Origin of the sequence: Kutzneria kofuensis, assembly GCF_014203355.1 — a bacterium.
Classification (GTDB): domain Bacteria; phylum Actinomycetota; class Actinomycetes; order Mycobacteriales; family Pseudonocardiaceae; genus Kutzneria; species Kutzneria kofuensis.
Genome location: NZ_JACHIR010000001.1, coordinates 5,452,970 through 5,478,527, shown reverse-complemented (window position 1 = coordinate 5,478,527; position 25,558 = coordinate 5,452,970). Strand labels below are relative to the sequence as shown.

Annotated in this window: 31 protein-coding genes; 12 read left to right on the top strand and 19 right to left on the bottom strand. The window is 71.2% G+C overall.

The features are described 5' to 3' along the window. Positions 1-197: 197 nt before the first annotated feature. The 6 genes from BJ998_RS25420 to BJ998_RS25395 are packed head-to-tail and all read left to right on the top strand — an operon-like array spanning position 198 to position 6,543. Positions 198-1,181, top strand: a complete 984-nt coding sequence (locus BJ998_RS25420) for a LacI family DNA-binding transcriptional regulator (protein ID WP_184865533.1) — start codon at positions 198-200, stop codon at positions 1,179-1,181. Then, on the top strand, positions 1,178-2,197 hold the full coding sequence (locus BJ998_RS25415) for a class I mannose-6-phosphate isomerase (protein WP_184865531.1): 1,020 nt from the start codon (positions 1,178-1,180) through the stop codon (positions 2,195-2,197). The genes BJ998_RS25420 and BJ998_RS25415 overlap by 4 nt, the downstream gene beginning before the upstream one ends. After that, positions 2,194-2,958 (top strand): ATP-binding cassette domain-containing protein, encoded by a 765-nt coding sequence (locus BJ998_RS25410; protein ID WP_184865529.1) that lies wholly within the window; start codon positions 2,194-2,196, stop codon positions 2,956-2,958. The genes BJ998_RS25415 and BJ998_RS25410 overlap by 4 nt, the downstream gene beginning before the upstream one ends. Further along, on the top strand, positions 2,955-3,983 hold the full coding sequence (locus tag BJ998_RS25405) for an ABC transporter permease (RefSeq protein WP_184865527.1): 1,029 nt from the start codon (positions 2,955-2,957) through the stop codon (positions 3,981-3,983). The genes BJ998_RS25410 and BJ998_RS25405 overlap by 4 nt, the downstream gene beginning before the upstream one ends. 29 nt (positions 3,984-4,012) lie before the next feature. Next, complete coding sequence (locus tag BJ998_RS25400; protein WP_184865525.1) at positions 4,013-5,005, top strand: ABC transporter substrate-binding protein; 993 nt, start codon at positions 4,013-4,015, stop codon at positions 5,003-5,005. A 53-nt stretch (positions 5,006-5,058) separates the two neighbouring features. Then, positions 5,059-6,543, top strand: a complete 1,485-nt coding sequence (locus tag BJ998_RS25395; protein WP_184865522.1) for a phosphodiester glycosidase family protein — start codon at positions 5,059-5,061, stop codon at positions 6,541-6,543. A gap of 52 nt (positions 6,544-6,595) precedes the next feature. On the opposite strand, the gene ku is transcribed toward BJ998_RS25395, so the two are convergent. From ku to BJ998_RS25375, 4 genes are all read right to left on the bottom strand, one after another. Further along, positions 6,596-7,471 carry a non-homologous end joining protein Ku gene (gene ku, locus BJ998_RS25390; protein ID WP_184865520.1) on the bottom strand — a complete coding sequence of 292 codons (876 nt, stop codon included), beginning with the start codon at positions 7,469-7,471 and terminating at the stop codon, positions 6,596-6,598. Positions 7,472-7,579: 108 nt separating this feature from the next. Continuing rightward, positions 7,580-7,933, bottom strand: coding sequence for a hypothetical protein (locus BJ998_RS25385; protein ID WP_184865518.1), 354 nt, complete (start codon positions 7,931-7,933; stop codon positions 7,580-7,582). Between the two features lie 33 nt (positions 7,934-7,966). Beyond that, positions 7,967-8,929: a methylmalonyl Co-A mutase-associated GTPase MeaB gene (gene meaB / locus BJ998_RS25380; protein WP_184865515.1), complete on the bottom strand. Its 963-nt coding sequence runs from the start codon at positions 8,927-8,929 to the stop codon at positions 7,967-7,969. Beyond that, positions 8,929-10,116: an acetyl-CoA C-acetyltransferase gene (locus BJ998_RS25375; protein WP_184865513.1), complete on the bottom strand. Its 1,188-nt coding sequence runs from the start codon at positions 10,114-10,116 to the stop codon at positions 8,929-8,931. Before BJ998_RS25375 ends, meaB begins: the two co-directional genes overlap by 1 nt. Before the next feature lie 134 nt (positions 10,117-10,250). On the opposite strand from BJ998_RS25375, the gene mce reads away from it, so the two are divergent. Further along, entirely contained in the window at positions 10,251-10,700 is a 450-nt protein-coding gene (mce, locus tag BJ998_RS25370; RefSeq protein WP_184865511.1) for a methylmalonyl-CoA epimerase, read from the top strand. Between the two features lies 1 nt (position 10,701). Here mce and BJ998_RS25365 read toward each other — a convergent pair whose 3' ends face one another. The 4 genes from BJ998_RS25365 to BJ998_RS25350 form a co-directional block, all read right to left on the bottom strand. Continuing rightward, on the bottom strand, positions 10,702-11,325 hold the full coding sequence (locus BJ998_RS25365) for a LuxR C-terminal-related transcriptional regulator (RefSeq protein WP_184865509.1): 624 nt from the start codon (positions 11,323-11,325) through the stop codon (positions 10,702-10,704). A 117-nt stretch (positions 11,326-11,442) separates the two neighbouring features. Further along, a complete protein-coding gene (locus BJ998_RS25360) occupies positions 11,443-12,444 on the bottom strand; it encodes a LacI family DNA-binding transcriptional regulator (protein ID WP_184865507.1) in 1,002 nt (333 codons plus the stop codon). A gap of 119 nt (positions 12,445-12,563) precedes the next feature. Then, positions 12,564-13,142, bottom strand: coding sequence for a TetR/AcrR family transcriptional regulator (locus BJ998_RS25355; RefSeq protein WP_184865506.1), 579 nt, complete (start codon positions 13,140-13,142; stop codon positions 12,564-12,566). Between the two features lie 32 nt (positions 13,143-13,174). Further along, a complete protein-coding gene (locus tag BJ998_RS25350; protein ID WP_184865504.1) occupies positions 13,175-13,534 on the bottom strand; it encodes an SPW repeat domain-containing protein in 360 nt (119 codons plus the stop codon). 259 nt (positions 13,535-13,793) lie between these two features. Here BJ998_RS25350 and ccrA point away from each other — a divergent pair, with 259 nt between their 5' ends. Both ccrA and BJ998_RS49610 read left to right on the top strand, forming a co-directional pair. Next, complete coding sequence (gene ccrA / locus BJ998_RS25345) at positions 13,794-15,125, top strand: crotonyl-CoA carboxylase/reductase (protein WP_184865502.1); 1,332 nt, start codon at positions 13,794-13,796, stop codon at positions 15,123-15,125. A 58-nt stretch (positions 15,126-15,183) separates the two neighbouring features. Further along, entirely contained in the window at positions 15,184-16,695 is a 1,512-nt protein-coding gene (locus tag BJ998_RS49610) for a coiled-coil domain-containing protein (protein ID WP_376775902.1), read from the top strand. Here BJ998_RS49610 and BJ998_RS25335 read toward each other — a convergent pair. Next, positions 16,677-17,378, bottom strand: a complete 702-nt coding sequence (locus BJ998_RS25335) for an alpha/beta fold hydrolase (RefSeq protein ID WP_184865493.1) — start codon at positions 17,376-17,378, stop codon at positions 16,677-16,679. The two genes, BJ998_RS49610 and BJ998_RS25335, sit on opposite strands and share 19 nt — an antisense overlap. 26 nt (positions 17,379-17,404) lie before the next feature. On the opposite strand from BJ998_RS25335, the gene BJ998_RS25330 reads away from it, so the two are divergent. Beyond that, complete coding sequence (locus BJ998_RS25330; protein ID WP_184865491.1) at positions 17,405-17,947, top strand: AAA family ATPase; 543 nt, start codon at positions 17,405-17,407, stop codon at positions 17,945-17,947. A gap of 26 nt (positions 17,948-17,973) precedes the next feature. Beyond that, on the top strand, positions 17,974-18,465 hold the full coding sequence (locus BJ998_RS25325) for a GNAT family N-acetyltransferase (RefSeq protein WP_184865489.1): 492 nt from the start codon (positions 17,974-17,976) through the stop codon (positions 18,463-18,465). Here BJ998_RS25325 and BJ998_RS25320 read toward each other — a convergent pair. Together BJ998_RS25320 and BJ998_RS25315 are read right to left on the bottom strand one after the other, a co-directional pair. Next, on the bottom strand, positions 18,452-19,192 hold the full coding sequence (locus BJ998_RS25320) for an alpha/beta hydrolase (RefSeq protein WP_184865487.1): 741 nt from the start codon (positions 19,190-19,192) through the stop codon (positions 18,452-18,454). The two genes, BJ998_RS25325 and BJ998_RS25320, sit on opposite strands and share 14 nt — an antisense overlap. Positions 19,193-19,323: 131 nt before the next feature. Beyond that, entirely contained in the window at positions 19,324-19,620 is a 297-nt protein-coding gene (locus tag BJ998_RS25315; RefSeq protein WP_184865486.1) for an Rv1322 family protein, read from the bottom strand. A 48-nt stretch (positions 19,621-19,668) separates the two neighbouring features. Between BJ998_RS25315 and BJ998_RS25310 the strand changes: the two genes are divergently transcribed. Next, a complete protein-coding gene (locus BJ998_RS25310; protein ID WP_184865484.1) occupies positions 19,669-19,869 on the top strand; it encodes an FmdB family zinc ribbon protein in 201 nt (66 codons plus the stop codon). On the opposite strand, the gene BJ998_RS25305 is transcribed toward BJ998_RS25310, so the two are convergent. From BJ998_RS25305 to dhaL, 8 genes are all read right to left on the bottom strand, one after another. After that, the gene (locus BJ998_RS25305; RefSeq protein ID WP_184865482.1) at positions 19,866-20,273 is read right to left on the bottom strand and encodes a type II toxin-antitoxin system VapC family toxin; all 408 of its coding nucleotides are present in this window, start codon (positions 20,271-20,273) and stop codon (positions 19,866-19,868) included. The genes BJ998_RS25310 and BJ998_RS25305 overlap by 4 nt on opposite strands. Further along, positions 20,270-20,500 (bottom strand): FitA-like ribbon-helix-helix domain-containing protein, encoded by a 231-nt coding sequence (locus BJ998_RS25300; protein ID WP_184865480.1) that lies wholly within the window; start codon positions 20,498-20,500, stop codon positions 20,270-20,272. The genes BJ998_RS25305 and BJ998_RS25300 overlap by 4 nt, the downstream gene beginning before the upstream one ends. Positions 20,501-20,504: 4 nt before the next feature. Continuing rightward, entirely contained in the window at positions 20,505-20,762 is a 258-nt protein-coding gene (locus tag BJ998_RS25295) for a hypothetical protein (protein ID WP_184865478.1), read from the bottom strand. A 20-nt stretch (positions 20,763-20,782) separates the two neighbouring features. After that, on the bottom strand, positions 20,783-22,543 hold the full coding sequence (locus BJ998_RS25290) for a 3-hydroxyacyl-CoA dehydrogenase family protein (protein ID WP_312890568.1): 1,761 nt from the start codon (positions 22,541-22,543) through the stop codon (positions 20,783-20,785). 281 nt (positions 22,544-22,824) lie between these two features. Then, entirely contained in the window at positions 22,825-23,535 is a 711-nt protein-coding gene (locus BJ998_RS25285; protein WP_246488648.1) for a class F sortase, read from the bottom strand. A 9-nt stretch (positions 23,536-23,544) separates the two neighbouring features. Further along, positions 23,545-24,168: a hypothetical protein gene (locus BJ998_RS25280; protein WP_184865456.1), complete on the bottom strand. Its 624-nt coding sequence runs from the start codon at positions 24,166-24,168 to the stop codon at positions 23,545-23,547. Between the two features lie 107 nt (positions 24,169-24,275). Next, the gene (gene dhaM / locus BJ998_RS25275) at positions 24,276-24,941 is read right to left on the bottom strand and encodes a dihydroxyacetone kinase phosphoryl donor subunit DhaM (RefSeq protein ID WP_184865454.1); all 666 of its coding nucleotides are present in this window, start codon (positions 24,939-24,941) and stop codon (positions 24,276-24,278) included. Beyond that, positions 24,938-25,558 carry a dihydroxyacetone kinase subunit DhaL gene (gene dhaL / locus BJ998_RS25270; RefSeq protein WP_184868924.1) on the bottom strand — a complete coding sequence of 207 codons (621 nt, stop codon included), beginning with the start codon at positions 25,556-25,558 and terminating at the stop codon, positions 24,938-24,940. Before dhaL ends, dhaM begins: the two co-directional genes overlap by 4 nt.

The window sequence follows — 25,558 nt, the reverse complement described above, 5'->3', positions numbered from 1 at the left end:
CAACGACAGTCGTCCGTATGCAGCAACAACGCGCGTTCACACTGTGAACAGCCAAATCTCGCCGAACAGCGGTTCCACCCCGCCCTTCGTACTTGACCGGTTCACACCCATTGACAAGGCGTGTGTGGATCCGGTGAGATCGCGCCATCATGACAACGTTGTCGAGCCTCGGTCCTCGACGGGTCCGCCGCGCAACCATGAGCGACGTGGCGCGACTGGCCGGGGTCAGCATCAAAACGGTCTCCCGGGTCGTCAACGACGAGCCGGGAGTGCACCCCGCCACCGCCGAGCGCGTGCTGGCGGCCATCGACCAGCTCGGGTTCCGGCGCAACCTGGGCGCGCGCAACCTGCGCCGCGGCTCGTCCACCGGCACCATCGGCATGGTCCTGGAGGACGTCGGCAACCCCTTCTACTCGGGCATCACCCGGGCCGTGGAGGAGGTCGCCCGGCAGTACGGGCGGCAGGTGCTCACCGGCTCGTCCGACGAGGATCCCGGCCGGGAACGCGAGCTGGCGCTGGAGTTCTGCGCCCGCCGCGTGGACGGCATGCTCGTGGTGCCGGCCGGCATGCAGCACGGCTACCTGGTGCCGGAGATGCGCGCCGGCATGCCGGTGGTGTTCCTCGACCGGCCCGCCGGCGACGTCGTCGCCGACACCGTGCTGGTCGACAACATCGGCGGCACCGTGCTGGCCGTGCGGCACCTCGCCGCCCACGGCCACACCCGGATCGCCTTCCTCGGTGACGCCCCGGACATCTTCACCGCCAACGAGCGGCTGCGCGGCTTCCGCGAGGGCTGCGTGCGCGCCGGCATCCGCTACGACGAGGACCTGGTCGCGATGGGTCCGCACGACGAGCGGGGCATCGCCGAGGTGCTGCGCCGGATCGGCGAGCACCGGCAGCCGGCGACCGCCGTGGTCGCCGGCAACAACCGGATCACCGTGCACCTGCTGCGCGTGCTCGCCGGCCGGCCCAACCGCCCGGCCCTGGTCGGCTTCGACGACTTCGAGCTGGCCGACCTGCTCGACCCGCCCGTGACAGTGATCGCGCACGACGCCAGCGCGATCGGCAAGGCCGCCGCCGAACTGCTGTTCTCCCGCCTGGACGGGGACACCTCCCCGCCGCGGCGGGTGGTGCTTCCGGTGCGTTTGGTACCCCGTGGATCAGGAGAAATGCGACCTTGAGCGAGAACCTGCGGCCCGTCCGGTTGGCCGCCAACCAGCCCCGGCAGTTCTACCGGGGTGGCGCGGCGATCGCCGAGCTGCGCGGCATGCCGGCGACGGCCGAGTTCGGTCCCGAGGACTGGGTGGGGTCGATCACGACCCAGTTCGGCAAGGACGCCGGCCTGTCGCCGCTGCCCGACGGCACGCTGCTGCGCGACGCCGTGGCGGCGGACCCGACGGCGTGGCTGGGCGCCGAGCACGCGGCCCGATACGGGGCGGACACCGCGCTGCTGGTCAAGCTGCTGGACGCGGGCCAGCGGTTGCCGGTGCACTACCACCCGTCGGACGCGTTCGCCGCCGACCACCTGAACTGCCGGCACGGCAAGACCGAGGCGTGGATCGTGGTCGGCACCACCGGCCCGAACCCGACCGTCCACATCGGATTCAAGGCGGACGCCGACGCGGCCGTCGTGGACAACTGGGTGACCGTGCAGGACCGCGAGGCGATGCTGGGCGCGTTGAACGCGGTGCCGGTCAAGGCCGGCGACACGGTGTTCATCCCGGCCGGCCTGCCGCACGCGATCGGCGAGGGCGTGTTCATCGTCGAGCTGCAGCAGCCGACCGACTTCTCCATCACGATCGAGTGGCAGGGTTTCCTGGACGGCCCGGACTCCTGGCACCTGGGCCTCGGCCAGACCGTCGCGCTGGAGGCGCTGGACCTCTCCGGCTGGGACGCCAAGCGGCTGGACACGATCGTCAAGCACACCGCCGACCGTCACGAACCGTGTGTGGACCTGCTGCCCAACAGCGACTTCTTCCGCGCGCAGCGGCTGCACGCCGACTCGCCGATCGAGCTGGACCCGTCGTTCGCGGTGCTGGTGGTGCTGGACGGCGAGGGCCGGCTGCACACCGAGGGCGGCGACCCGATCGCGCTGCGCCGCGGCGACACCTTCGTGTTGCCGCACGCCGCCGGATCGTCCAAGTTGGACGGCGGACTGGTGGCCGTCAGGTGTCTACCCCCGGAGGTGCGCACATGAGCACGCCGCTGCTGGAGGCGAGGTCGCTCGTCAAGCACTACGGCAGCGTCGAGGCGCTGCGCGGTGCCTCGTTCGAGGTGTCCGCCGGCGAGGTCGTCTCGCTGATCGGCGACAACGGCGCCGGCAAGTCCACGTTCATCAAGTGCCTGTCCGGCGCGGAGCAGCCCGACTCGGGCGAGATCCTGTTGGAGGGCAAGCAGATCCACCTCGACTCGCCGACCACGGCGCGGTCGCTGGGCATCGAGACCGTCTACCAGGACCTGGCCGTCGCGCCGGACCTGGACCCGGCGGCCAACCTGTACCTGGGCCGGGAGATCAAGCGCAAGGGCATCCTCGGCGCGCTCGGCATGCTGGACAAGGCCGAGATGCGCCGCCGCGCCACCGAGGAGTTCGGCCGGCTCGGCGTCACGCTGCAGAGCGTGGAGGTGCCGATCGGGGCGCTGTCCGGCGGCCAGCGGCAGAGCGTGGCCGTGGCCCGGTCCGTGGTGTGGGCCAGCAAGGTCGTGTTCATGGACGAGCCGACCGCGGCGCTGGGTGTGGTGCAGCGGGAGCGGGTGCTGGACGTGATCCGCAAGGTTCGCGACGCCGGCATCGGTGTCGTGCTGATCAGCCACAACATGCCCGAGGTGCTGTCGGTGTCGGACCGCGTCGAGGTGCTGCGGCTGGGCAAGCGGGTCGCCCGGTTCAAGGCTGGAGAAGCGTCGCTGGAGGACCTCGTCGGCGCGATGACCGGCGCGCTGGTGCAGGAGGACGTGTCGTGACCACCGTTTCCGAATCCGTTGCCCCGCTGGAGAAGCAGTCGTTCGGCCGGCGGCTGGCCGGCGCCAACACGCTGTGGATCGCGCTGGTGCTGCTGGCGCTGGTCGTGGTGTTCGGGATCATCGACCCCGGCGGCATCCTCAACCTGACCAACCTGCAGTACCTGCTGATCGAGACCTCGGTGCTGCTGGTGCTGTCGGTCGGCATGACGTTCGTGATCATCACGTCCGGCATCGACCTGTCGGTCGGTTCGGTGCTGGTGTTCTCCGGCATCACGTCCGCGCTGGCGATGAACGCGCTGTCCGGCGGCGACTCCACCGACGCCGGCTGGGGCGTCATCATCGTCGGCGGGGTGGTCGCGCTGGTCAGCGGCGCGGCGTGGGGCGTGCTCAACGGCCTGCTCATCGCCCGCGCGAAGATCCCGGCGCTGATCGTGACGCTGGGCTCGTTCGGCGCCGCGCTCGGCGCGGGCGAACTGCTCACCGGCGGCTCCGACGTGCGGACCATGCCGACCGCGCTGGCCCGGTCGCTGGGTTCGGGCACGTTGCTCGGCGGCATCCCGACGATGGTGGTGTTCGCCGCGGTGGTGGCGGCGATCGGGGCGTGGCTGCTCAGCACCACCCGGTTCGGCCGCTACACGTACGCGATCGGCTCGAACGAGGTGGCCGCGCAGCGCACGGGTATCGGTGTCACCCGGCACCTGGTGCTGGTCTACGTGCTGTCCGGGGTGCTGTCCGGGCTGGCCGGCTTCATGTCGTTGGCGTACTTCACCACCACCACGCTGACCAGCCACAGCACGGACAACCTGAACGCGATCGCCGGCGTGGTGCTCGGTGGCACCAGTCTGTTCGGCGGTGTCGGGTCGGTCATCGGCACGGTGATCGGCGTGTTCATCCCGGCGGTGCTCAACAAGGGCTTCACCATCATCGGGGTGAACGTGTTCTGGCAACCCATCGCGGTCGCCATCGTGCTGGTGGCGGCGGTCTGGTTCGACCAGGTGCGCCGCCGGGCACGCAACCAGCGCTGATCTCTCGTCAGGTGAAAGGTCTCTCAACGATGACGGACACTAGAAGGATCGCCGGTCTCGCAGCGCTGGCCGCCGTGTCGCTGCTCGCCACCGCGTGCGGCGGCCAGGTCGGGCAGAGCGGCGGCTCCTCGGGATCGTCCAACGCGGACAACAAGAACCTGGTGCTGATCCCGGGTGTGTCGGCCGAGCCGTTCTACATCTCCATGCAGTGCGGGGTGGAGGCCGAGGCGAAGGCCAAGGGCTACACCGTGAAGACGCAGGCGCCGCAGAAGTTCAACCCGAGCGACCAGACGCCGATCGTCACCGGCATCCTGGCCAACAAGCCGGCGGCGGTGCTGATCGCGCCGACCGACGACAAGGCGATGGCCGGGCCGATGAAGCAGCTCAAGGACGCCGGCATCAAGGTGATCGAGGTGGACACCTCGCTGCAGGACACCTCGATCGCGGAGTCCTCCATCTCCTCCAACAACGAGCAGGGCGGCAAGCTCGCCGCCGACACGCTCGCCAAGCTGGTCGGTGACAAGAAGGGCTCGGTGCTGGTGCTCAACACCGTTGCCGGCACCTCCACCACCGACGCGCGGGAGAAGGGCTTCAAGGAGGAGATCGCCAAGTACCCGAACATCACCTACATCGGGCAGCAGTACACCGACAACGACGCCGCCCAGTCGGCGCAGAAGGTGACCGCCACGCTGTCCAGCAACCCGGACCTGATCGGCATCTTCGCCACCAACCTGAACACGGGTGAGGGCGCGGCGACCGGCCTGCGCACGGCCGGCAAGACCGGGCAGGTCAACCTGGTCGGCTTCGACGCCAGCCCCAAGGAGGTCAGCGACCTCAAGGACGGCAGCTTCCAGGCGTTGATCGCGCAGGACCCGGCCACCATCGGCAAGGACGGCGTCGACCAGGCCGTTGCGGCGCTGACCGGCGGGTCGGTGACCCGGAACATCGCCACCGACCTGGTGTCGATCACCAAGGACAACATGGACCAGCAGTCCAAGTACTTCTACAAGTCGAGCTGCTGAACAGTCACGGTGAGGGGTCGGGCTTCCGACTCCTCACCGGTTAGTTTCCTTATGTGATAACAAAGCTGCTGCTGACCGGCGCTCTCGTGCTCGGCGTGAGCGCGCCGGCTTCTCCCGTCGAGGTGTTGGCCCCGGGCGTGTCGGTCCGGTCCGTGACGTTGGGCGAGGGCACCGGGCACAACAGCTGGACCGTCACCGTCGCGGTGCCCAGCGACAGCCAGGATCCGGATGCTCCCGCGGCCGCGTTGGGGTCTCGCGACCACGCCGCCGAGCTGGTGAAGTCCTTGGCCGCCAAGGGTTTCACGGCCCGCGCCGAGGAGGTCGACTGGCCGGCGTTCGCCGATTCCCCGCACGGCCCGCTCGGCTGGCGGGTTCGGGTCGGATCCTTCGCTTCGCAGACCGAGGCCGCTTCGACGGCCGCCGCGATGAAGGCCGCCGGCTTCTCCGCCGGCGCCGAGTGGACGGGGCAGGACGGCCCGCAGGCGCAGGGCCCTGAGCACGTCAAGGTCGTCATCGTCGATCCTCGGCAGTTCAAGGGCCAGGTCATCGCCACCCACGGCCCGACCGTGACCGGCCGGCGGACCACCTCCTCCCTGGCCGCTGCGGCCGGCGCGCTGGTCGGCGTGAACGGTGGCTTCTTCGTCATCGATCCGAAGGACGGCTTCCCCGGTGAGGCGGCAGGGCTCGGCGTCTACGACGGGCAGTTGCAGAGCGAGGCCACCAACGGCCGGGTCGAGCTCGTTCTCGGGCAGCGGCCGTCGATCGCGAGCCTGCGCACCGCGGTCACCGTGAACGGCGTGACCGTCAACGGCATCAACCGCAAGCCCGGTGTCATCCGCAACTGCGGCGAGCCCGGCGACCTGCCGACCGCCGAGCCGCTGCACGACTCCACCTGCACCAACGCCGACGAGCTGGTGCTGTTCACGCCCCAGCTCGGCGCGGCCACGCCCACCGGCGACGGAGTGGAGGCCGTCCTCGACGCACACGACACCGTGACGGCACTGCAGCCACGAGGCGGGGACGTTCCGGCGAACGGCCATGTGCTGCAGGGGATCGGGACCGGCGCTGCGTGGCTGACCGCCCACGCCCGGCCCGGCACCAAGCTTCGGATCGACTCCCGGGTCGTCGACCAGCACGGGCGGACCGTGCATGCGCAAGGTGTGGTCAACGGCGGCCCCTGGCTGGTGCGTGACGGCCGAGTGTCGGTGGATGCCGTAGCCGACGGGATTTCCCACCCCGGCGACCCGTCGTACCTCTACGGCTGGGCCGTCAAGCGCAACCCCCGGACCATGGTCGGCATCGACCGCTCCGGCCGGCTCGTCGTCGTCACGGTCGACGGCCGCCAACCCGGCTACAGCGAGGGATTCTCCCTGCTGGAGGGCGCGCACCTGCTCGCCGGTCTCGGCGCGGTGACCGCGATGAACCTGGATGGCGGCGGCTCGACGGCCATGGCCGTAAACGGGAAGCTGGTGACCTCGCCGTCGGACGCGACGGGCGAACGGGCGGTCGGAGACGCGTTGTTGGTACTGCCGCGCTAGCGGACGCATCCGCCGCCGACCGCACCTGGCCGGCGGCGAGCCGCTCTTCCTTCTAGCGCCGGGACTTCGCCGCCGTCCGAGCCGCCTTGTGCGCGCGGTCGGCGGCTTCCCCGGCCTTCCTCGCGGCGGCCTTGGCCCGGCGGACAGCGCCGGATCCCTTGGGCTCCAACGCCTTCAGGCTCGCCTCCAACGCCGTGAGCAGATCCCCCGAACCGTTCGGCTGGATCGGGACCTCCGGCCGGATCACCTCGTTCCCGGCGGCCTTGGCCTCGATCAACTCGTCGAGGGCCTCGCGGTAGGCGTCCTTGTGCTGGGCGGGGTCGAAGTCCCCGGACAGGCAGTCGATCAGCGCGGTGGCGGCCTTGAGTTCCGGCAACCGAACGTCGACATCCTCGTCCAGGAACGGGAAGTCGGGGGTGCGGATCTCGGCCGGCCACACCATGGTCTCCAGCACGAGCACGTTGTCGCGCACCCGCAGCATGCCCAGGGTCTCCCGCTGCCGGAAGGCGACCTTCACCACGGCCACCTTGCCGGAGCGGCGGAGGGCCTCGGCGAACAGCACGTACGGGCGAACACCGTCGGTGTCGGGTTCGAGGTAGTAGCTGCGGGACAGGTACAGCGGATCGATCTGCGACGGCGGCGCGAAGGTGTGGACGGCGATGGTGCGCAGCGTCGGCACGGGCAGGCCGGCCAGGTCCTCGTCGGTGATCAGCACGACGTCCCCGCCGCCGGTGTCGGCGGCCCGGCCCACCTCGGACGCCGGCACCTCGGCGCCGTCGATCTCGCAGTACCGGCTCAACCGGATCCGGCCGCCGTCGGCGGCGTGCACCTGGTGCAGGCCCAGACCCCGCTCCTCGGTGGCCTTGTACGCCTTGACGGGAATGGAGACCAGCCCGAATCCGATGCTGCCCTTCCAGAAGCTGCGCAAGTCGACCCCTCCTCGACGGTGGCCACGTCAACAACGGCGGGGGAAGCACCTCGGTGGCGCGAAAACGCTTTCCTTCAAGCGTAAACGGGCGCAACCGCGCGGCGGCTGCTACGAACGGGTATCGCCGTCGGCGAGGTTTTCCAACAGTGGCAACGACTCTCCAAGCGCATTCGCCGTAGCGTGGGCGGCGTCGGACGCAGCACGCAGTACCTCGGCCAGCGCAGCCGACTCGGCCGAATCACCGGCATCCCTTGCGCCGCGGGGACGACCGCCGTCCGTGTGACGGGCGAGGTTGCCCAGCGCGACCGCCAGCTGTCGCTGCGCCCGCGTCAGCACGGGCACGATCGCGGACACGTCGTCCAGGCCGGCAAGCCTGGCCCCGGCGAGCTCGGCCGCACACGACTCGAGGTGTGCCGCCGCCACCGTCGCCGGCAGGATCGGAGCGCTGGTCACCCACGCCATCCTGCCACCCCCGATTGGATCACCGTCGGCGACTCACCGCAGGCCCTCGACCAGGTCGTCGGCGGCCGCGTACGGATCGACCTCGCCGGCGGCGACACGCTTGGCCAGCTGGTCCAGTGCCGTGCCGCCGCGCAGGTCGCCGATGCGGGACCGCAGCTGCGCCAACGCGATCGCCTCGACCTCGGCGGCGGCGCGGGCCTGGCGGCGGTGTTCCAGCTCGCCCCGGTCGACGAGCCAACTCCGGTGCTCGCCGATGGCCGCCACGAGGTCGTCGATGCCCTCGCCACGAGCGGCGACGGCCCGCACGACCGGCGCCCGCCAGCTGGGGCCGAGCCGTTCCCGGCGGGCCAGCGACAACCCGTGCTTCAGCTCCCGCACGGTCTGGTCGGCGCCGTCCCGGTCGGCCTTGTTCACCACGAACACGTCGGCGATCTCCAGGATGCCGGCCTTGGCGGCCTGGATGCCGTCGCCCATGCCCGGCGCGACCAGCACCAACGTGGTGTCGGCGAGCCCGGCGACCTCGACCTCGGACTGCCCGACGCCGACGGTCTCGATCAGCACGACATCGCAGCCGGCGGCGTCGAGCACCCGCAGGGCCTGCGGCGTCGCCCACGACAAGCCGCCCAGGTGCCCGCGGCTGGCCATGGACCGGATGAACACGCCGGGATCGGTCGCATGGTCCTGCATGCGGACCCGGTCGCCGAGCAGAGCCCCGCCGGAGAACGGCGATGTGGGGTCCACGGCCAGCACGCCGACGCGGAGTTCCTTGCGCCGCAACGCACTCACCAGCTGCGAGGTCATCGTCGACTTCCCCACGCCGGGCGAGCCGGTGATGCCGATGACCTGCGCCCGCCCGGTGTGCGGGGCGAGCGCGGCGGCGACGTCCCGCAGGTGCGGGCTGGCGTCCTCGACGAGCGAGATCAGCCGGGCGACCGCCCGCGGCTCGCCCGACCTGGCCCGAGCGACCAGGTCGGGCACGTCGACGGTGCGGGTCACTAGTTCTTGGGGACCCGCACGATCAGCGCGTCGCCCTGGCCGCCGCCGCCGCACAGCGCGGCCGCGCCGACCCCGCCGCCGCGGCGCTTGAGCTCCAGCGCCAGGTGCAGCGCGATGCGGGCGCCGGACATGCCGATCGGGTGGCCGAGCGCGATCGCGCCGCCGTTGACGTTGACCTTGTCCTCGGACAGGCCCAGCTTGCGGGCGGACACCACACCGACCGCGGCGAACGCCTCGTTGATCTCGACCAGGTCCAGGTCGGCCGGGTCGATGCCCTCCTTGGCGCAGGCCTTGCGGATGGCGTTGGACGGCTGCTCGTGCAGGCTGGCGTCCGGGCCGGCGACCACGCCGTGCGCGCCGATCTCGGCGAGCCAGCTCAGGCCCAGTTCCTCGGCCTTGGCCTTGCTCATCACGACGACCGCGGCGGCGCCGTCGGAGATCTGCGACGCGGAGCCGGCGGTGATGGTGCCGTCGGAGGCGAAGGCGGGACGCAGCTTGGCCAGCGTCTCCACCGTGGTGTCGGCCCGCACGCCCTCGTCGGTGGCGAACGGCACCGGGTCGCCCTTGCGCTGCGGGATCGGCACCGGAACGATCTCCTCGTCGAAGAGGCCGTTCTTGGCCGCCTCGGCGGCGCGCTGGTGCGAGCGGGCGGCGAACGCGTCCTGCTCCTCGCGGGTCAGCCCGTAGCGGGAGTTGTACTTCTCCGTGGACGAGCCCATCGCGACCTGGTCGAAGGCGCAGAACAGGCCGTCGTAGGCCATGTGGTCCTGCAGCTGCACGTCGCCGTACTTGAAGCCGGAGCGGGACTTGGGCAGCAGGTGCGGGGCCTGGGTCATGGACTCCTGGCCGCCGGCCACCACGATCTCGAACTCGCCGGCCCGGATCAGCTGGTCGGCCAGGGCGATCGCGTCGATGCCGGACAGGCACACCTTGTTGATGGTCAGCGCGGGCACGTCCATCGGGATGCCGGCGGCGACGGCGGCCTGCCGCGCGGGGATCTGGCCGGCGCCGGCGGTCAGAACCTGACCCATGATCACGTATTCGACCTGCTCCGGGCTCACGCCGGCCCGCTCCAGTGCGCCCTTGATGGCGACGCCACCGAGTTGGGCTCCGGAGAAGTCCTTGAGCGAGCCGAGCAGTCGTCCCATCGGGGTTCGGGCCCCTGCGACGATGACGGAACCGGACACGACGGCCTCCAGCGACGGTGCGGGCGGTGGTCTTGTGGACCATACCGGCCGGTAGCTTTGCCTGCGGCTGTGAGTAGCCGCACAGCTTCGATTTCCAGGGACTGCGCTGCTCAAGGCTACTACCCTGCGGTGGCATGAACCTGCGCGCTGAGCTCGCCGGCCTTGTCACCGCCATCGACCACGTCGGCATCGCGGTGCCGGACCTCGATGCCGCGATCGCCTTCCACCGCGAGACCTTCGGGCTGGAGGTCAGCCACGAGGAGGTGAACGAGGAACAGGGCGTCCGGGAGGCCATGCTGCGCGCTCCCGGCGACACCACGGGCGCCGCGGTGCAGCTGCTCGCCCCGTCGCGGCCGGACTCCACCATCGCCAAGTTCCTCGACCGCAGCGGCCCGGGCCTGCAGCAGCTGGCGTTCCGCGTGACGGATGTGGACGCCGCCTGTGAGGCGCTGCGCGCGAAGGGCCTGCGGGTGCTGTTCGAGCAGCCCAAGCGCGGCACCGCCGACAGCCGGGTCAACTTCGTGCACCCCAAGGACGCCGGCGGCGTGCTGGTGGAACTGGTGCAGCCCGCCGAGGGGCATTGATTCAGAAGAGCCCCGCGCGCAGCGCGGCGGCCACGGCATGCGGCCTGTTGCGCAGGCGGAGCCTGCGCAACAGGACCTCGATCACGTTCTTCACGCCGCGTTCGCTCATGTCGAGCTTGCGGCCGATCTGCCCGGAGTCGAGGCCGTCGGCCAGCAGCCGGAGCACGTCGAGCTCCCGTCCGGCCAGCCCCGAGGCGACCAACCCCATGGGGCGCAACACATCCCGCTGCAGCGTGGCGACCTGGCCGAGCAGCTGGCCGAGCAGCGTCGGCGGCATCTCGCCGTGGCCGCCAGCGGCGGCGAACACGGACCGGCCGAGCCGCTCGGGGGTGGCCGCGGCGATCGGCACCACGCCGACCACGCCGCACTCCACCAGCGGCAGCACGTCGATGTCGCGCAGGTGACTGGTCACCACCACGATCCTGGTCGGCTCCTTCGCGGCGATCCGGCGCAGCATCGCCAGCGTGTCGCCGCCGACCCTGGTCACGCACACGACGAGCACGTCCGGCTTCGGCTGCTGGCCGTACGGCGCGATCGAGACATCGGGCCGGCCGTCGAGGCTGCCGATCATCCCGCCCAGGGTGATCGGGTCCTCGGCGTACGCCGCGACCACCAGTCGGTTCATGCCCATCACCTCGGCGGCGAGCGTATCCACTCCGAATCGCCGCGATCGCCGGTCGTGACCAGATCATTCCGGCCAGCGCCCGGAATTCCGTCGGCAACGACCGAAAAGGAAACGGAATCAAGCCGGAGCGGTACTGCCACGCACGACCAGTTGTGCGGTCCCGAACACGGTGTCCGGCACGCGCTCTCCGGCGATCACCCGCAGCAGCGCCGCCGCGGCGGCGGCCCCGTAGCCCGGGATGTCCAGGCTCATCGCGGTCAGCGCCGGGTGCGGGAGCCGGCACAGCGGCGAGTCGTCCCAGGCGATGATCGACAGCTGCCCCGGCACGTCCACGCCCAGTTCGGCGGCCACGCCGACGGCGCTGACGGCCATCACGTCGTTGTCGTAGACGATCGCCGTGGGCGGCCGGTCCGAGGTGAGCAGCTCACGGGTGGCCTCGGCGCCCCGCTCGCCGCTGTAGTCGGCGGACACCACCACGGCGTCCGGCCCGGCGGCCTCGGCGAACGCCTGGCCGCGCAGCACGGTCTGCTGGAACTCGGCGATGCCGGCGACGCGGGCGATCCGGGTATGCCCCAGGGCGCGCAGATGTGCCACCGCCGCAACCATGGCCGCCTTCGAATCAACCCCGACCGTGGTCAGCCCGCTGCCCGGCACCTCGTTGCCCAGCAGCACGCACGGCAGTCCCAACTCGGCCAGCAGCGGCAGCCGTGGATCGTCCACGCGGATGTCGGCGACCAGCACGCCGTCCACCCGCCGCTGCCCCCACCAGCGGCGATAGACCTCCATCTCGTGCGCCGGGTCCTCGCCGACCACCTGCAGCAGCAGCCCGATGTCGTCCGCGCCCAGCGCCGCCTCGACGCCGGCGATCAGCCGCATGAAGAAGGGCTCGACTTCGAGCAGGCCGGCCGGGCGGGCCAGCACCAGGCCCACGACCTCGGCGTTCGCACCCGACAGCGCCCGGGCGGCGCGGCTCGGCTGCCACCCCAACTCATGGGCCACGGCGGCGATGCGCCGCCGGGTCGCCTCGGACACGCCGGGCTGGCCGTTGAGCGCGAACGACACCGTGCTCTTGGCCACGCCGGCCTCGCGCGCGATGTCGTGGATGGTCGGCCGCCTCACAAGCCCTCTTCCTCGGCAAAACCGGTTTTGGCCGGCACCGGGAATGTGCCACGTGTGGCGTCATCTTGACATGGCAACTACTCGATCTGTCCGAAAAGCCGCCGTTCACTGCCCGCGGATCACGGGGCGCCCGCGCCGAGGGCCAGGGCGTCGGAGATGAAGGCCAGTTCCCGTTCCATCGTCACGCGGCCGAGTTCCGGCTCGGTGGCGTGGCGGGCGACCGAGTGCTGGTAGCTGACGGCCAGCGCGAGCAGTTCGGCCGCGCTGTCCACGTCCGCCTTGCACTGCACCGCGCTGCCGGCGGCCATGATCACCTTACGGATCAGGGCGACCAGCTGGCGGAACCGGTCCTGCAGCGCGTCGCGCACGGTGTGGTGGGTGTCGGCCTCGCGGTAGAGCAGATTGCTCAGCATCAGCGATTCCTCGCGGCGGCGGTCCAGTTCCGCCAGCAGCGCGCGCAGGCTGGCCGCGACGTCGCCGTCCACGACCACCCGGGACACGTCGATGCGCTCGTCGGGCAACCGCTCGACGAGCGCGACGAGGAGATCGGGCTTGCGTTTGAAGTAGTAGTGCACGAGCCCCTTGGGCACGCCGGCCCGCTCGGCGATCCTGGAGGTGGGGGTGGCCTCGAACCCGGTCTCGGCGAACAGTTCCTCCGCCGCCGTCAGGATTCGCTCCCTGGCTGGGATCTCCTCCACCCTCACCCCAAAATCGTCGTCACCGGCAATCGTCAGTGTGATCCGGCCAGTCCGCGGTGCGCGGACGTCGCCACCGGCACGGCCACCGCGCCGGCCAGCACGGTCAGCACGCCGCCGACCCAGGACACCCAGGAGGCGCCCGAGAACTCCGTGTATCCCATCACCCAGGGTGCCACGAACAGCAGCACGCCGAGGACGATCTGCACCCACTCGCCGGCGACCATGCTGGGCGAGGCGAGCGACCACAGGCCGTCGAGCACGACGAGCACACCAAGGACGATCATCGTCCACGCAGCGGCCGTCGAGGTCGTCACGACGATCGGTGACAGCGCCACCAGCGCCCCGATCACAACCTCGGTCCAGTCCTGCCACCTAGTCCATGACCTAGCCATCTGAACCCCTCCACATCCTCGTGGGACGCACAGATCATGCGCTTTGGTTGGCCGGCCGGTCAAGACTTGTGATCTGCTAGACATCTACCCTCTGAGCAGCGCTTCTCCGCCTGCGGCAAGGCTGCGCGACACCGGGCCGGGCCGGCGTTTCCGACGCTGACGGGTGAACCGGGCCACATCCGTAGTTCTGTATCGTTACTCGTGGGTAACCTGCCTCCAACCTGCGATCGGACCCCATCGAGGCCCCGGAGGCACCGCCGTGCAGAAGATCCTTGACGCGATCCAAGCCGACGAGCTCGACACGCTCGCGCACCTACCCGTTCCCGAGACCTACCGGGGTGTGACCGTGCACGCCGACGAGGTGGATCTCTTCGACGGCTTGGCCACCGCGGACAAGGACCCGCGCCGGTCGCTGCACCTGGACGAGGTGCCCACCCCGGAACTCGGTCCGGGCGAGGCGCTGGTCGCCGTGATGGCCAGCGCCATCAACTACAACACCGTCTGGACCTCGATCTTCGAGCCGATGTCCACCTTCGGCTTCCTCAAGCGCTACGGCAGGACCTCGCCGCTGGCGTCCCGGCACGACCAGCCCTACCACGTGGTCGGCTCCGACCTGGCCGGCGTCGTGCTGCGCACCGGCCCAGGCGTGCAGGCGTGGAAGCCGGGCGACGAGGTGGTCGCGCACTGCCTGTCGGTCGAGCTGGAGAGCCCCGACGGGCACAACGACACGATGCTCGACCCCGAGCAGCGGATCTGGGGCTTCGAGACCAACTTCGGCGGCCTGGCCGAGCTGGCGCTGGTCAAGACCAACCAGCTGATGCCCAAGCCGCGGCACCTCACCTGGGAGGAGGCCGCCTCCCCCGGGCTGGTCAACTCCACCGCGTACCGGCAGCTGGTGTCCACCAACGGCGCCAACATGAAGCAGGGCGACACGGTGCTGATCTGGGGCGCCTCCGGCGGCCTCGGCTCGTACGCCACGCAGTTCGCCCTCAACGGCGGCGCGATCCCGGTGTGCGTGGTGTCCAGCGAGGAGAAGGCCGAGATCTGCCGGCGGATGGGCGCGGAGCTGATCATCAACCGGAACGCCGAGGGGTACCGGTTCTGGAAGGACGAGCACGAGCAGGACCCCAAGGAGTGGAAGCGGTTCGGGGCCAAGATCCGCGAGCTGACCGGCGGCGACGACCCCGACATCGTGTTCGAGCACCCCGGCCGCGAGACCTTCGGCGCCAGCGTCTACGTGGCGCGCAAGGGCGGCACCATCGTCACCTGCGCGTCCACGAGCGGCTACATGCACAGCTACGACAACCGCTACCTGTGGATGAACCTCAAGCGGATCATCGGCTCGCACTTCGCCAACTACCGCGAGGCGTGGGAGGCCAACCGCTTGATCGCCAAGGGGAAGATCCACCCCACACTGTCCAAGGTGTACACACTGGCCGAGACCGGGCAGGCCGCGCGGGACGTGCAGAGCAACGCGCACCAGGGAAAGGTCGGCGTGCTGTGCCTGGCCCCGGAGGAGGGCCTCGGCGTGCGCGACCCCGAGCTGCGGGCCCGGCATCTGTCCGAGATCAACCGGTTCCGGGGCGTGTGACCGGGATTCCCACCCGCGCCGTGCACACCGGTGTCACTCGTACCGGTAGCGTGGAGACATGGCCCTCGGCAGCGACCGCGATCTCGTCCCGTTGGGAACCGGCTTCGACGTCGTCAAGCGCGGTTACGACAAAGCCCAGGTGGAAGACCACCTGGAACGGCTGGACGCCGACCTGAAGCTGCTCGCCGCCGACCGGGACGCCGCCGTGTCGCAGGCCAACGACCTGGCCCGGCAGCTGGAGAAGGCCCGGTCGGAGATCGACGACCTGCGCGGGCAGGTGGACCGGCTGTCGCTGCCGCCCACCACCCTCGAGGGTCTGAGCGAGCGACTGCAGCGAATGCTGAAGCTCGCGCAGGAGGAGGCCAACGAGACCAAGGCCCGCGCCGAGGCCGAGGCCGGGCACATCCGCGCCCGCGCCGAGGAGGAAGGCGCCGCGCTGCGGGCCCGGTACGAGCAGATGATGCGCGACCTCGACGCGCGGCGGGCCGCCATGGAGACCGAGCACAAGGGTGTCATGGAGGCCGCGCACGCCGAGGCCAAGCGCCTCACCGACGAGGCCGCCGCCAAGCGGGACGAGCTCGACGAGGCGGCGGCCCAGGCCCGGGCCAAGGCCGACGCCGACTCCCTGGCCAAGCGGACGCAGATCGAGGAGGACTTCGAGATCGCGATGTCCGCTCGGCGCACCGAGGCCATGCGGGCCCTGGCCGAGCAGGAGGCCGCCAGCAAGAACGAGGCCGAGAAGCGGGTCCGGGAGGCGACCGAGGAGGCCAACCGCCGTCGGCACGACTCCATCGCCGAGGCCACCGCGCGGCTGCAGGAGGCCACCGACGAGGCGCACCGCCGCGTGCGGGAGGCCACCGACGAGTCCGCCCGCCGGGTCGGCGACGCCACCCGCCGGGTCGAGCAGCTCCGTCAGCTGCGCAACCGGATCGCCGGCCAGCTCACCGAGGCTCGCGGCCTGATCCTCGCCGCGGCGCCGATGCTGGAGCGGCTGCCCGAGGAGAAGGTGGCCGACGAGTCGCCGACCGTGCAGGTGAAGGTGCCCGAGGGCGGTATCCCGGCGCCGCAGGACAAGGCGGCTCCGATCTCCGGCGCTCAGTCTCCGGCGACCCCCGGCCAGCCCCAGCCGCCGTCGGCGCAGGCCAGCGGCGCTCCGGCCACCGCCCAGGGCAAGCCGGCCCCGGCCGCTCCGGCTCAGCCGGCGCAGAGCCAGTCCGCCCCGGCGCAGCCGCAAGCCGCTCAGCCGCAGGCCCCGGCCGGCCCGGCCGCGGCCGCCAAGTCGCAGGCTCCGGCCGGTCCGCAGGGGCAGGCACCGCTGACCGCCGCCAACCCCGCCGCCCAGCAGGGCCGGCCCGCGACCCCGCAGGCCCAGGCCACGCAGCCGGTCCAGCAGGTGCCGGCCAAGCCGGCGCAGGCCGCCAAGCCCGCCACGCCGCGTCGTCCGCAGCAGGGCAAGCAGCCGGCGAAGCAGCAGCCCCAGCAGGGCCAGCAGCCGGCCGCCGCCAAGGACGCCGAGCAGACCAAGAAGATCCAGCGCCCGACCCCGCCGCGTCAGGGCGCCAAGCGCTGATCCGCCAGCCAGTCGAGGACCACGGCCACGAACGCGTCGGGGTCCTCGACCGGCGGCAGGTGCCCGCACCCGGCCATCTCCACCACCCGCGCACCGGGAACCTCGACGGCGCCCGGGGCCATCAGGGCGTCCTCCGCCCCACGGACGACCAGCGTCGGCACCGTCACCTGGGCCAGCAGCTCCGTCGAATCGGGGCGGGCGGCCATGGCCCGCTGGGCCCGTGCGACGACCGAACCGGCCTGCGAGTCGATGAGCGAGCGCAGCGTGGCGAGGACCTCGGGGCGGTGCTCCCGGGTGGTGGGGCCGACGAGGTTGGGCAGCATGGCGTCGGCCAGCCACCCCGCGACGCCCTCGGACTCGGCACGAGCGGCGACGGCGAGCCGGTTCTCCCGCGCCTCGGCCGCGTCGGCGGCTGACTTCGTGTCGACGAAGAGCAGGCCACGGACCTGGGCCGGGGCCTTGCGCAGGATGGACATGGCCAGGTAGCCGCCCATGGAGCAGCCGCCGAGCACGAAGGGTTCGTCGCCGAGCCCGGCCAGCACGGTGTCGGCGGCGGCGTCCAGGCTGGGCGGGCCCTCGCCGAGATCGGGCGTGACCAGCCGCAAACGTGTGGCCAAGGGTTCGCGAACGCCGTCCCACATCCGGCTGTCCAGTGGGAACGCGTGCAACAGGACCAACATCATGTGCTCCGACGCTACTGTGCACGCTCGTGGCTGACCATCCGCTCATCCTGCTGACCGGAACCTCCGCCGCCGGCAAGACCACCGTCGGCCGGCTGCTCGCCGACGCGCTGCCCACGAGCGCGTTCGTCGAGGGCGACGCCGTGCGCACAATGGTCCGCGGCGGCCGCGCCGACATGACGCCGGAGCCGACGCCCGAGGCGCTGCGCCAGCTCGCGCTGCGCTACCGGCAGACCGCGCTGCTGGCCGACTCCTTCCACGAGGCCGGCTTCGCCACCGTGGTCGAGGACATCATCGTCGGCCGCCACCTGGTCGAGTTCGTACGCTCGCTGCGGGCCCGGCCGCTGCACGTGGTCGTGCTCGTGCCGGACGAGGAAACGGTGCGTCGCCGCGAGGCCGAGCGGGACAAGATCGCCTATGACGACGTGTGGACGCCGGCCGCGCTCAACGCCGTCGTGCATCGGGACACGCCGCGGATCGGGCTGTGGCTGGACACTTCCACCCAGACCGCCGAAGAGACGGTCGAACAGGTACTGAAGCGGCTCCCCGAGAGCCGCATCGAGCATCTGTAACGACACAGTCGGCGCAGAATCGGCGCATGCTCGCCGAACTGCGCACCGAGCGGCTGCTGCTGCGCCGGTTACGGCCCGACGACCTGCCCGTTGTGGTGCAGATCCAGGGCGACCCGGCGGCGAACCGGCACAACCCCGTCGGCACCGCCAGCCCGGCGCGGATCGCCCAGCAGCTGCGGTGCTGGGTGGCCGACTGGGTGGAGCACGGCATCGGCTACTGGCTGGTGGTCGACGCCGCGACCGAGCAGGCCGTCGGGATCGGCGGGCTGCGGCCGGTCGAGCACGACGGCGCGCCGGCGCTGAACATGTTCTACCGGTTCCGGCCGGCCGTCTGGGGGCGTGGGCTGGCGCTGGAGATGGCGCGGGCCGCCGTCGAGTGGGCCGAGCGGGAGGGGCCGGGCGCGCCGGTCGTCGTGATCACGACGCGGGACAACCTGCCGTCCATCCGGCTGGCCGAGCGGCTCGGTTTCCGGCGGGCCGGCTGCGATCCGTTCTGGCTGGAGTTCAGACGATCGTGACCCGACGCTCCTCGGCCGGGCCGTCCCAGACGCGTGGCAGCGGGACCTCGACGTCCGGCGCGACCGTGGCCACGATCGCGTCCAGCACCGGCTCGGTGTAGCCGACGAACAGGTGCTTCGCGCCGGCGAACTCCTCGACACGCGCCTGCGGGATCGGCGCGAACCGCTCGCGGGCCTGCGCCGGGCGGAGGTAGTCGTCGAACTCCGGCACCAGGCAGACCACCGGCTTGTCCGTGCCCGCCCACGTCGTCAGGTCCTCCGGCGCGCTGTAGCGCAGCGGCGGCGAGATCAACACCGCGCCGGTCACCTCCTCGGCGCAGCCGTGCCTGAGCGCCAGGTCCGTGCCGAACGACCAGCCCACCAGCCACACGTTCGGCAGGTTCCGTTCCTGGGCGAACGCCAGCGCCGCCGCCACGTCCAGCCGCTCGCCGTCGCCGTTGTCGAACGCGCCCTCGCTGCGGCCCGCCTCGCTCGCCGTGCCCCGGGTGTTGAAACGCAGCACCGCGATGTCGGCCAGCGCCGGCAGCCGGAACGCCGCCTTGCGGTACAGGTGCGAGTCCATCATGCCGCCGTGCGTCGGCAGCGGGTGCAGGCAGATCAGCGTCGCCCTCGGCGCCTTCTCCGGCAGCGCCAGCTCCCCCACCAGCCGCAGCCCGTCGGCCGTGGTCAACGTGACCGGCTCGCGTCGGGCCGGCAGCATCGTGTTGGCGCGGATCTCGGTGCTCATCACCGAAAATCGTGCCAGGTCGACGCCGGGCCGACGGCACGATGCCGGCATGACCTCGACCACGCCGTGGCCCGCCGAGCTGGAACCGGTGCGCGCCTCGTCGGCGGGATCCGTGCCCGAGCTCCGCTGACTCACCAGCGCCGGGACGTCGGTCTGCGCCTTCCCCGGCTGTTCCAACAACCCGTGTGCCAGTGTCTTCGGTCCTCGACGCCGCCGTAGTCGTCCGCCGGCCACGCCACCACGTGCGGCGTGCCCGGCCGGATCTCGTGGTCGCAGCCCGGGCACCGGTACGTCTTCTCCGCGCCGCCGACCGGCCGCACGTTCCAGTCGCCGTCCGGCCCCGACTCCACCCGCGCCCAGCCGAACGTCGACGGCCGCGGCTCGTCGTCCTGCGGCCGCGGGCGCTGGGGTCGGTTTCTCCGGGGCACGGGTGCCCAGGCTATCCGGCGGGACCGTCCGTGCCGGACAATGGTCCCATGCCGATCTACGAGTTCCGGTGCCGCCAGTGCGGCGACACCTTCGAGGTGAACCGGCCGATGAGCAGCGCCGCCGACCCGGCCCACTGCCCCGCCGGGCACGACGACACCGTCAAGCTGCTCACCACCGTCGGCGTGAACACCGCCGCAGCAGCCCCCGCCGGCGGGGGCTGCTGCGGCGGGGGCTGCTGCGGCGGCTAGGGCTGCCCCACAACCTCGACCGCACAGGTCACTCCCGGCGCCCGGCTCAACCGGGCATCCATGGTCACCAACGGCACGCCCAGGTTCGCCGCAAGTGCGACATAGAGGGCGTCGTAGAAGGTGATGGCACCGCGTAGCTGCCAAGCGGCGTCGGCCAGCGGCCCGATCGCCGGATACCGGTTGTCCACCAGGTGCTTGAGCGAGTGGAGGGCCGTCAGGCACTCGTCGGCCGACAGGTCGCCGGCCAGTTCCTGACGGCGCAGCACACTGCCCACCTCGGCGTCGGCCAGGTGCGGGACATGGCAGGTCGACGCGGCGATCCGCTTGCGCAGTTCCCGAGCATCGTCGGTGTACACAGTGGTCGCGTACACGAACGCGGAGGAATCCAACACCAGATCGGTCACCGGCGTTCCTCGTCCCGGTAGGCGAGGATCTTGTCGGGGTCGGCGCCGCCGGATTCGGCCAGGCCCGCCTCGATGATCGCGATCACTTCCTGCTTGGTCTTCTTCGCGGCCATCGCGATCACCTGGTCACGCATGTACGCCTGGATCGACTGGCCGGCCGACTCGGCCCGCAGTCGGATCGTTCGGTACGTGTCGTCGGGGAGGTCGCGGATCTGGATGGTCGCCACGTCGTCAGGATAGCGCTGATTCAGCGCTGCACTGCTGGTTGTGCTCATCGGTCGATTCCTCAGGGTTCGAGGACAGTCCGGAGAGCGGTCGGGCCAGCCGGGCCTCGATCTCGTTCAGCATCTCGTCGGACGTCCGCTGTGACGCCAGCGCGATCAGGTGGCCGCGGACGTAGTCCTCCACGGACAGTCCGGCGACTCGGGCCTTGGCATGGATCGTGTCGCAGACCCGAGGCGGCAACCCGAGGAGGCGCATGATCGTCACGTGCGAAGCGTAGCGGACCGTCACATGGTGTAGTCGCGGAACCCCTTGCCGGTCTTGCGGCCGAGGCGGCCGGCGGTGACGAGGTGTTCGAGCAGGGGTGCGGGGGCGAAGCCGGCCTCACGGAACTCGAGGTAGAGGGTCCGTTCGATGGCCAGGGAGACGTCGAGGCCGACGACGTCGAGGAGCTCGAAGGGTCCCATGGGCAGCCCGCAGCCGACCTTCATGGCGGTGTCGATGTCGTCGGCCTCGGCGTAGTGCGCCTCGAGCATCTTCACGGCGTCGTTGAGGTACGGGAACAGCAGCGCGTTGACGATGAAGCCGGCGCGGTCGCCGCAGTGCACGGGCTCCTTGCGAAGGGCCTTGCAGACGGCGTGGGCGGTGGCGACGACGTCGGGGGCGGTGGAGATCGTCGAGACGATCTCGACGAGCTTCATCACCTGGGCGGGGTTGAAGAAGTGCAGGCCGATGACGTCGCCGGGGCGGGACGTGGCGGCGGCGCACTCGATGACGGGCAGCGACGAGGTGGTGGTGGCGAGCACCGCGCCGGGCTTGCACACCTCGTCCAAGGCCCCGAAAACGGCCTGCTTGACCGAGAGCTCCTCGGCGACGGCCTCGATGACCAGGTCGCAGTCGGCCAGCGCCTCGAACTCGACGGCGGTGTGGATGCGGGCCAGCGCGGCGTCCCGGTCGGCCTCGGCGAGCTTGCCGCGGACGACGGCCTTGTCCAGCGACTTGCGGATCTTGGCGACGGCGGCCTCGGCCTTGTCCACGCCGCGAGCCCGCAGCACGACGTCGTGCCCGGCCTTGGCGAACACCTCGACGATGCCGGTGGCCATGGTGCCGGTGCCGATCACGCCGACCCGGTGCACCTCACGCGGCGTGCCGGCGACCGAAGCCGACACGGTCGTGTCGGCGACGACGACGGGCGAGTCGGGCGCCTCGTAGGTGTAGAAGCCGCGCCCGGACTTCCGGCCCAACAGCCCGGCGGTGATCATCTGCTTCAGAATGGGCGCCGGCGCGTGCAACCTGTTGCGGGACTGGTGGTACATCGTGTCGAGGATCTCGTACGCGGTGTCCAGGCCGATCAGGTCCAGCAGCGCCAACGGTCCCATCGGGTAGCCGCAGCCGTACCGCATCGCGGCGTCGAGGTCTTCCCTTGTGGCGTAACGACTCTCGTACATCCGCACGGCGTGGTTGAGGTAGCCGAACAGCAGTGCGTTGGCGATGAAGCCGGCCCGGTCGCCGATCACCACCGGCGTTTTGCCCAGCCCGCCGAGGAACGCGACGGCGGCGTCGACCACGTCGTGCTCGGTGACGACGGTGCGCACCACCTCGACCAGCTTGAGCACCGGCGCGGGGTTGAAGAAGTGCAGCCCCAGCACCTTGCCCGGGCGGCCGGTGTGCACGCTGATCTCGGTGACGGACAGCGAGGAGGTGTTGGACGCCAGGATCACGTCCGGCCGCACGATCTTGTCCAGCTGCGCGAAGATCTCCGCCTTCAGCGCGAGGCTCTCCGGAACGGCCTCGATCACCAGGTCGACCTCGGCGAGGTCGGAAAGGCTTGTGGTACAGGAGATCCGGTCGTGCAGCTCGGCGCGGCCGGCCTCGTCCAGCTTGCCGCCGCGCAGCGCCCGCTCGGTGGAGTGCTCGATGTGCCCGCGCCCCTTGGCGATCGCCGCCTCGTCCACCTCGACCGCGATCACCCGCAACCCGCTGCGCGCGCACACCTCCGCGATGCCGGCGCCCATGGTGCCCAGTCCCACGATCCCGACGGTGCTGATGCTCGATCCCGCAAGCGGATCTTCGGTGGAAATTTCGCGCGTCACGGCGGACCTCCGGCGCTCGTCGAAGCGGCGTCACTGGCTTGCTACGCGTCAGTAACATCCGAGCTTGGCGGAGATACTGCCATGCCGCGACCGCTCATCCGGGTGAGCTTCGCCACCGAATCGTGCAAGTTCCCCCGCGGCCCTCCTTCTCCCCCACCCCACCAAGAGGCCGGCGCCGGGAACGCGTCACCCAGGATCGACACGCCCCGACGCCGACGACTTCAGGCCGGCCCTCGTCAACTGAGCACGGCGGAGACGATGATGTTGTCCACGTAGTTGCCACTGGCCTTGTCGAACGCGCCGCCACAGGTGATCAGCCGCAGCTCGCGCTGGGTGGACGGGCCGTACACGGCCTGCGTCGGGAACTGCGCCTTGGGCACCTGCTGCACCTGCCGCACCACGAAGTTCAGCACCTGCCCGCCCTGCTCGGTCACCTTGATCGCGTTGCCGGGCTTGAGGTCGCGCAGCCGGTTGAAGATGCCGAGCTGGCCGCCGCCGTCCACGTGCCCGAGGATCACCGCCTTGCCCAGTTCTCCGGGCCGCGCCCCGAACTTGTACCAACCGGCCTGCAGCGGCTGCTCCACCGGCGGCACCTCCACGGTCTTGTCGGCGTTCAGTCCAAGTTGGACCAGCGAGGAGTGGGCGTTGATCGCGTCCACGTCCACCCGCACCGGAATCGCCGGCCGCGACCCGTTCGCGGCCGGCGGAAGTGCCTGCTGCGCCACCGACGTCGTCGTGACGGGCGCGTTGACCGCCTCGCTCGCCGAGGGTGGCACCGGGCTGCTCAGCGCGGTGTTCACGCTGGGCGAGCCGGTCCGGAAGATCCCGATCGCGACCCCGGCCACCGCGAACACCGCGACCAGCGCGCCGACGACCACCATCGTGGTGCGCCGGCCGGGCGGCGACTTGTGCCGGGAGGGGTTCGGAATGTGCAGTGTCGGCTCCATGCCCCGCCCTCAGCCGCGCTGGACGGCGAGCCTGCGCCTGCGGTTCACCGCGACGCCGACGCCCGCGCCGGCGACGAGCACCACGCCGCCGAGCTCGGCCAGCGTGAGCAGCCCGGAACCGGTGTCGGAGGGGCCCTCGCCGCCGGTCTGCGGCGCGCCGCTGGGGTAGACCATGGTGGTCGAAGTGTCCACTGTGGTCGATGTCGTGGTGTTGGTCGTCGTCGTGGTCCCGCCGCCACCGCGGCCGCCACCACGGTTGCCGTTGTCCACGTTGATCGTGACGGAGATCTTCTGGTTGCCGCAGCGGAAGGCGATCTCGAAGTTGCCGGAGCGCACGTCGCCCCGGACCCGGGCGGTGGCCTGCAGGTTGAAGTCCCTGCGGCCGGTCCTGATCCATTCCTTGACGTTGTCGAGCGCGGCGGAGACGGCGATGTCGGCGCGGTCGGAGTCGCACCTGGCGTCGAGCTTGATCATGTCGCCGCCGTGGTAGGAGCGCTGCGACGGTTCGATCTTCAAGGAGGCGTCGCCGTTGTTGCGACTGTTGCTGGTGTCGGCGTAGGCGGCCGGCGCCACCGCGACGATCGTGAACGCGGCGAGCGCCGCACTCGCGGCGATCACCCGAGTGACAACCATGAGCAGTCCTTCCTGAAAAGCACTGAGCCGGCCGGTCGGTCGTGCTCGCAGTGACGATCGCCGCCAACTACGCCCACAGCCGCCCGGGCGGTTCAGTGCGTTCCGGACTACTCCTCGAACTCGATCTCCACGAGCTTGCCGATCCGGCGCAGCGCCTCGGCCGCGTCCGGCCCGTCGGCCACCACCCTGATCGTGTCACCGCCGCGCGCGGACAGGCCCATCAGCGCCAGCACGCTGCGGGCGTCGGCCTGCTGTCCGTTGTGGTAGACGGTCACATCGGCCTTGAGGCTGGCGATCGTGCGCACCAGCAGCGCGGCCGGCCGGGCGTGCAGGCCGACCTCGTTGCGCAGCACCAGGTCCACGCTCTCGCCCGCGACCTGCGGCTCCTCCGCGCCGAACTCCGGCGGCCGTTCCCCGGCCGCCCGGGCGACGCCGGCCAGGTCGCCGCCGCCCTGCGCGGCGACGGCCGCCGCGACCGCACCTTCCACCACCGGGGCGTCGACGACGACCGCGTGCAACGGGTTCGCATGCGCCTCGACGGCGAGATCGGCGATCATCCGGGCGCTGCCCAGGTCGTAGAGCAGCACCGCGCCGTCACCGGTGTCGGCTTGTTCCAGCGCCGTGCAGACGCGGTCGAAGTCGGTTCCGAGGGAACCGTCGTCCATCCCGCCTGCCGCCCGGATCGTCACGTTCGGCGCCATCTGGCCGGCCAGTTCGGCCACTCCCTCGGCCAGTTTGACGCTGTGCGAGACGATCACGATGCCGACGGTCATGACGCGGCCGCCGAGTCGACCAGCGATCGCAGCAGCAGCGACGTCGAGCGGGCACCGGGGTCGAGGTGCCCGGCGGAGCGCTCGCCCAGGTAGGACGCCCGCCCCTTACGCGCCACCAACGGAATCGTCGACTCGGCGCCGGCTTCGGCCGCGGTCGCCGCGGCCGCCAGCACCTCCGCCACCGACTTGTCCTTCACGGCCTCGGCCGCATCGACCGCCGGCCGCAAGGCGTCGACCATCGTCTTGTCGCCGACCTCGGCCTTGCCCCGCGCGACGACGCCGTCCAGCGCCGCCCGCAGCGCGGCGGCGACCGACGCGCCGTCGACCTCCTCCAGGCTCGTCGCCGCACGCAGGAAGGCCGTGCCCAGCAACGGTCCCGACGCGCCGCCGACCTTGGAGATCAGCGTCTTCGCCACCAGCTTCAGCACCGCAGTCGGAGTGTCCACTTCGGACGAGTCCAATGCGGACACGACGGCCTCGAAGCCGCGCTTGAGGTTCTCGCCGTGGTCGCCGTCGCCGATGGCCCGGTCGAGTTCGACCAGCTCGTCCCGGTGCGCCGCGACGACCGTCGCCATGGCCCGCACCGCCGACGCCACATCCGTGCCGGAGCAGCCCAT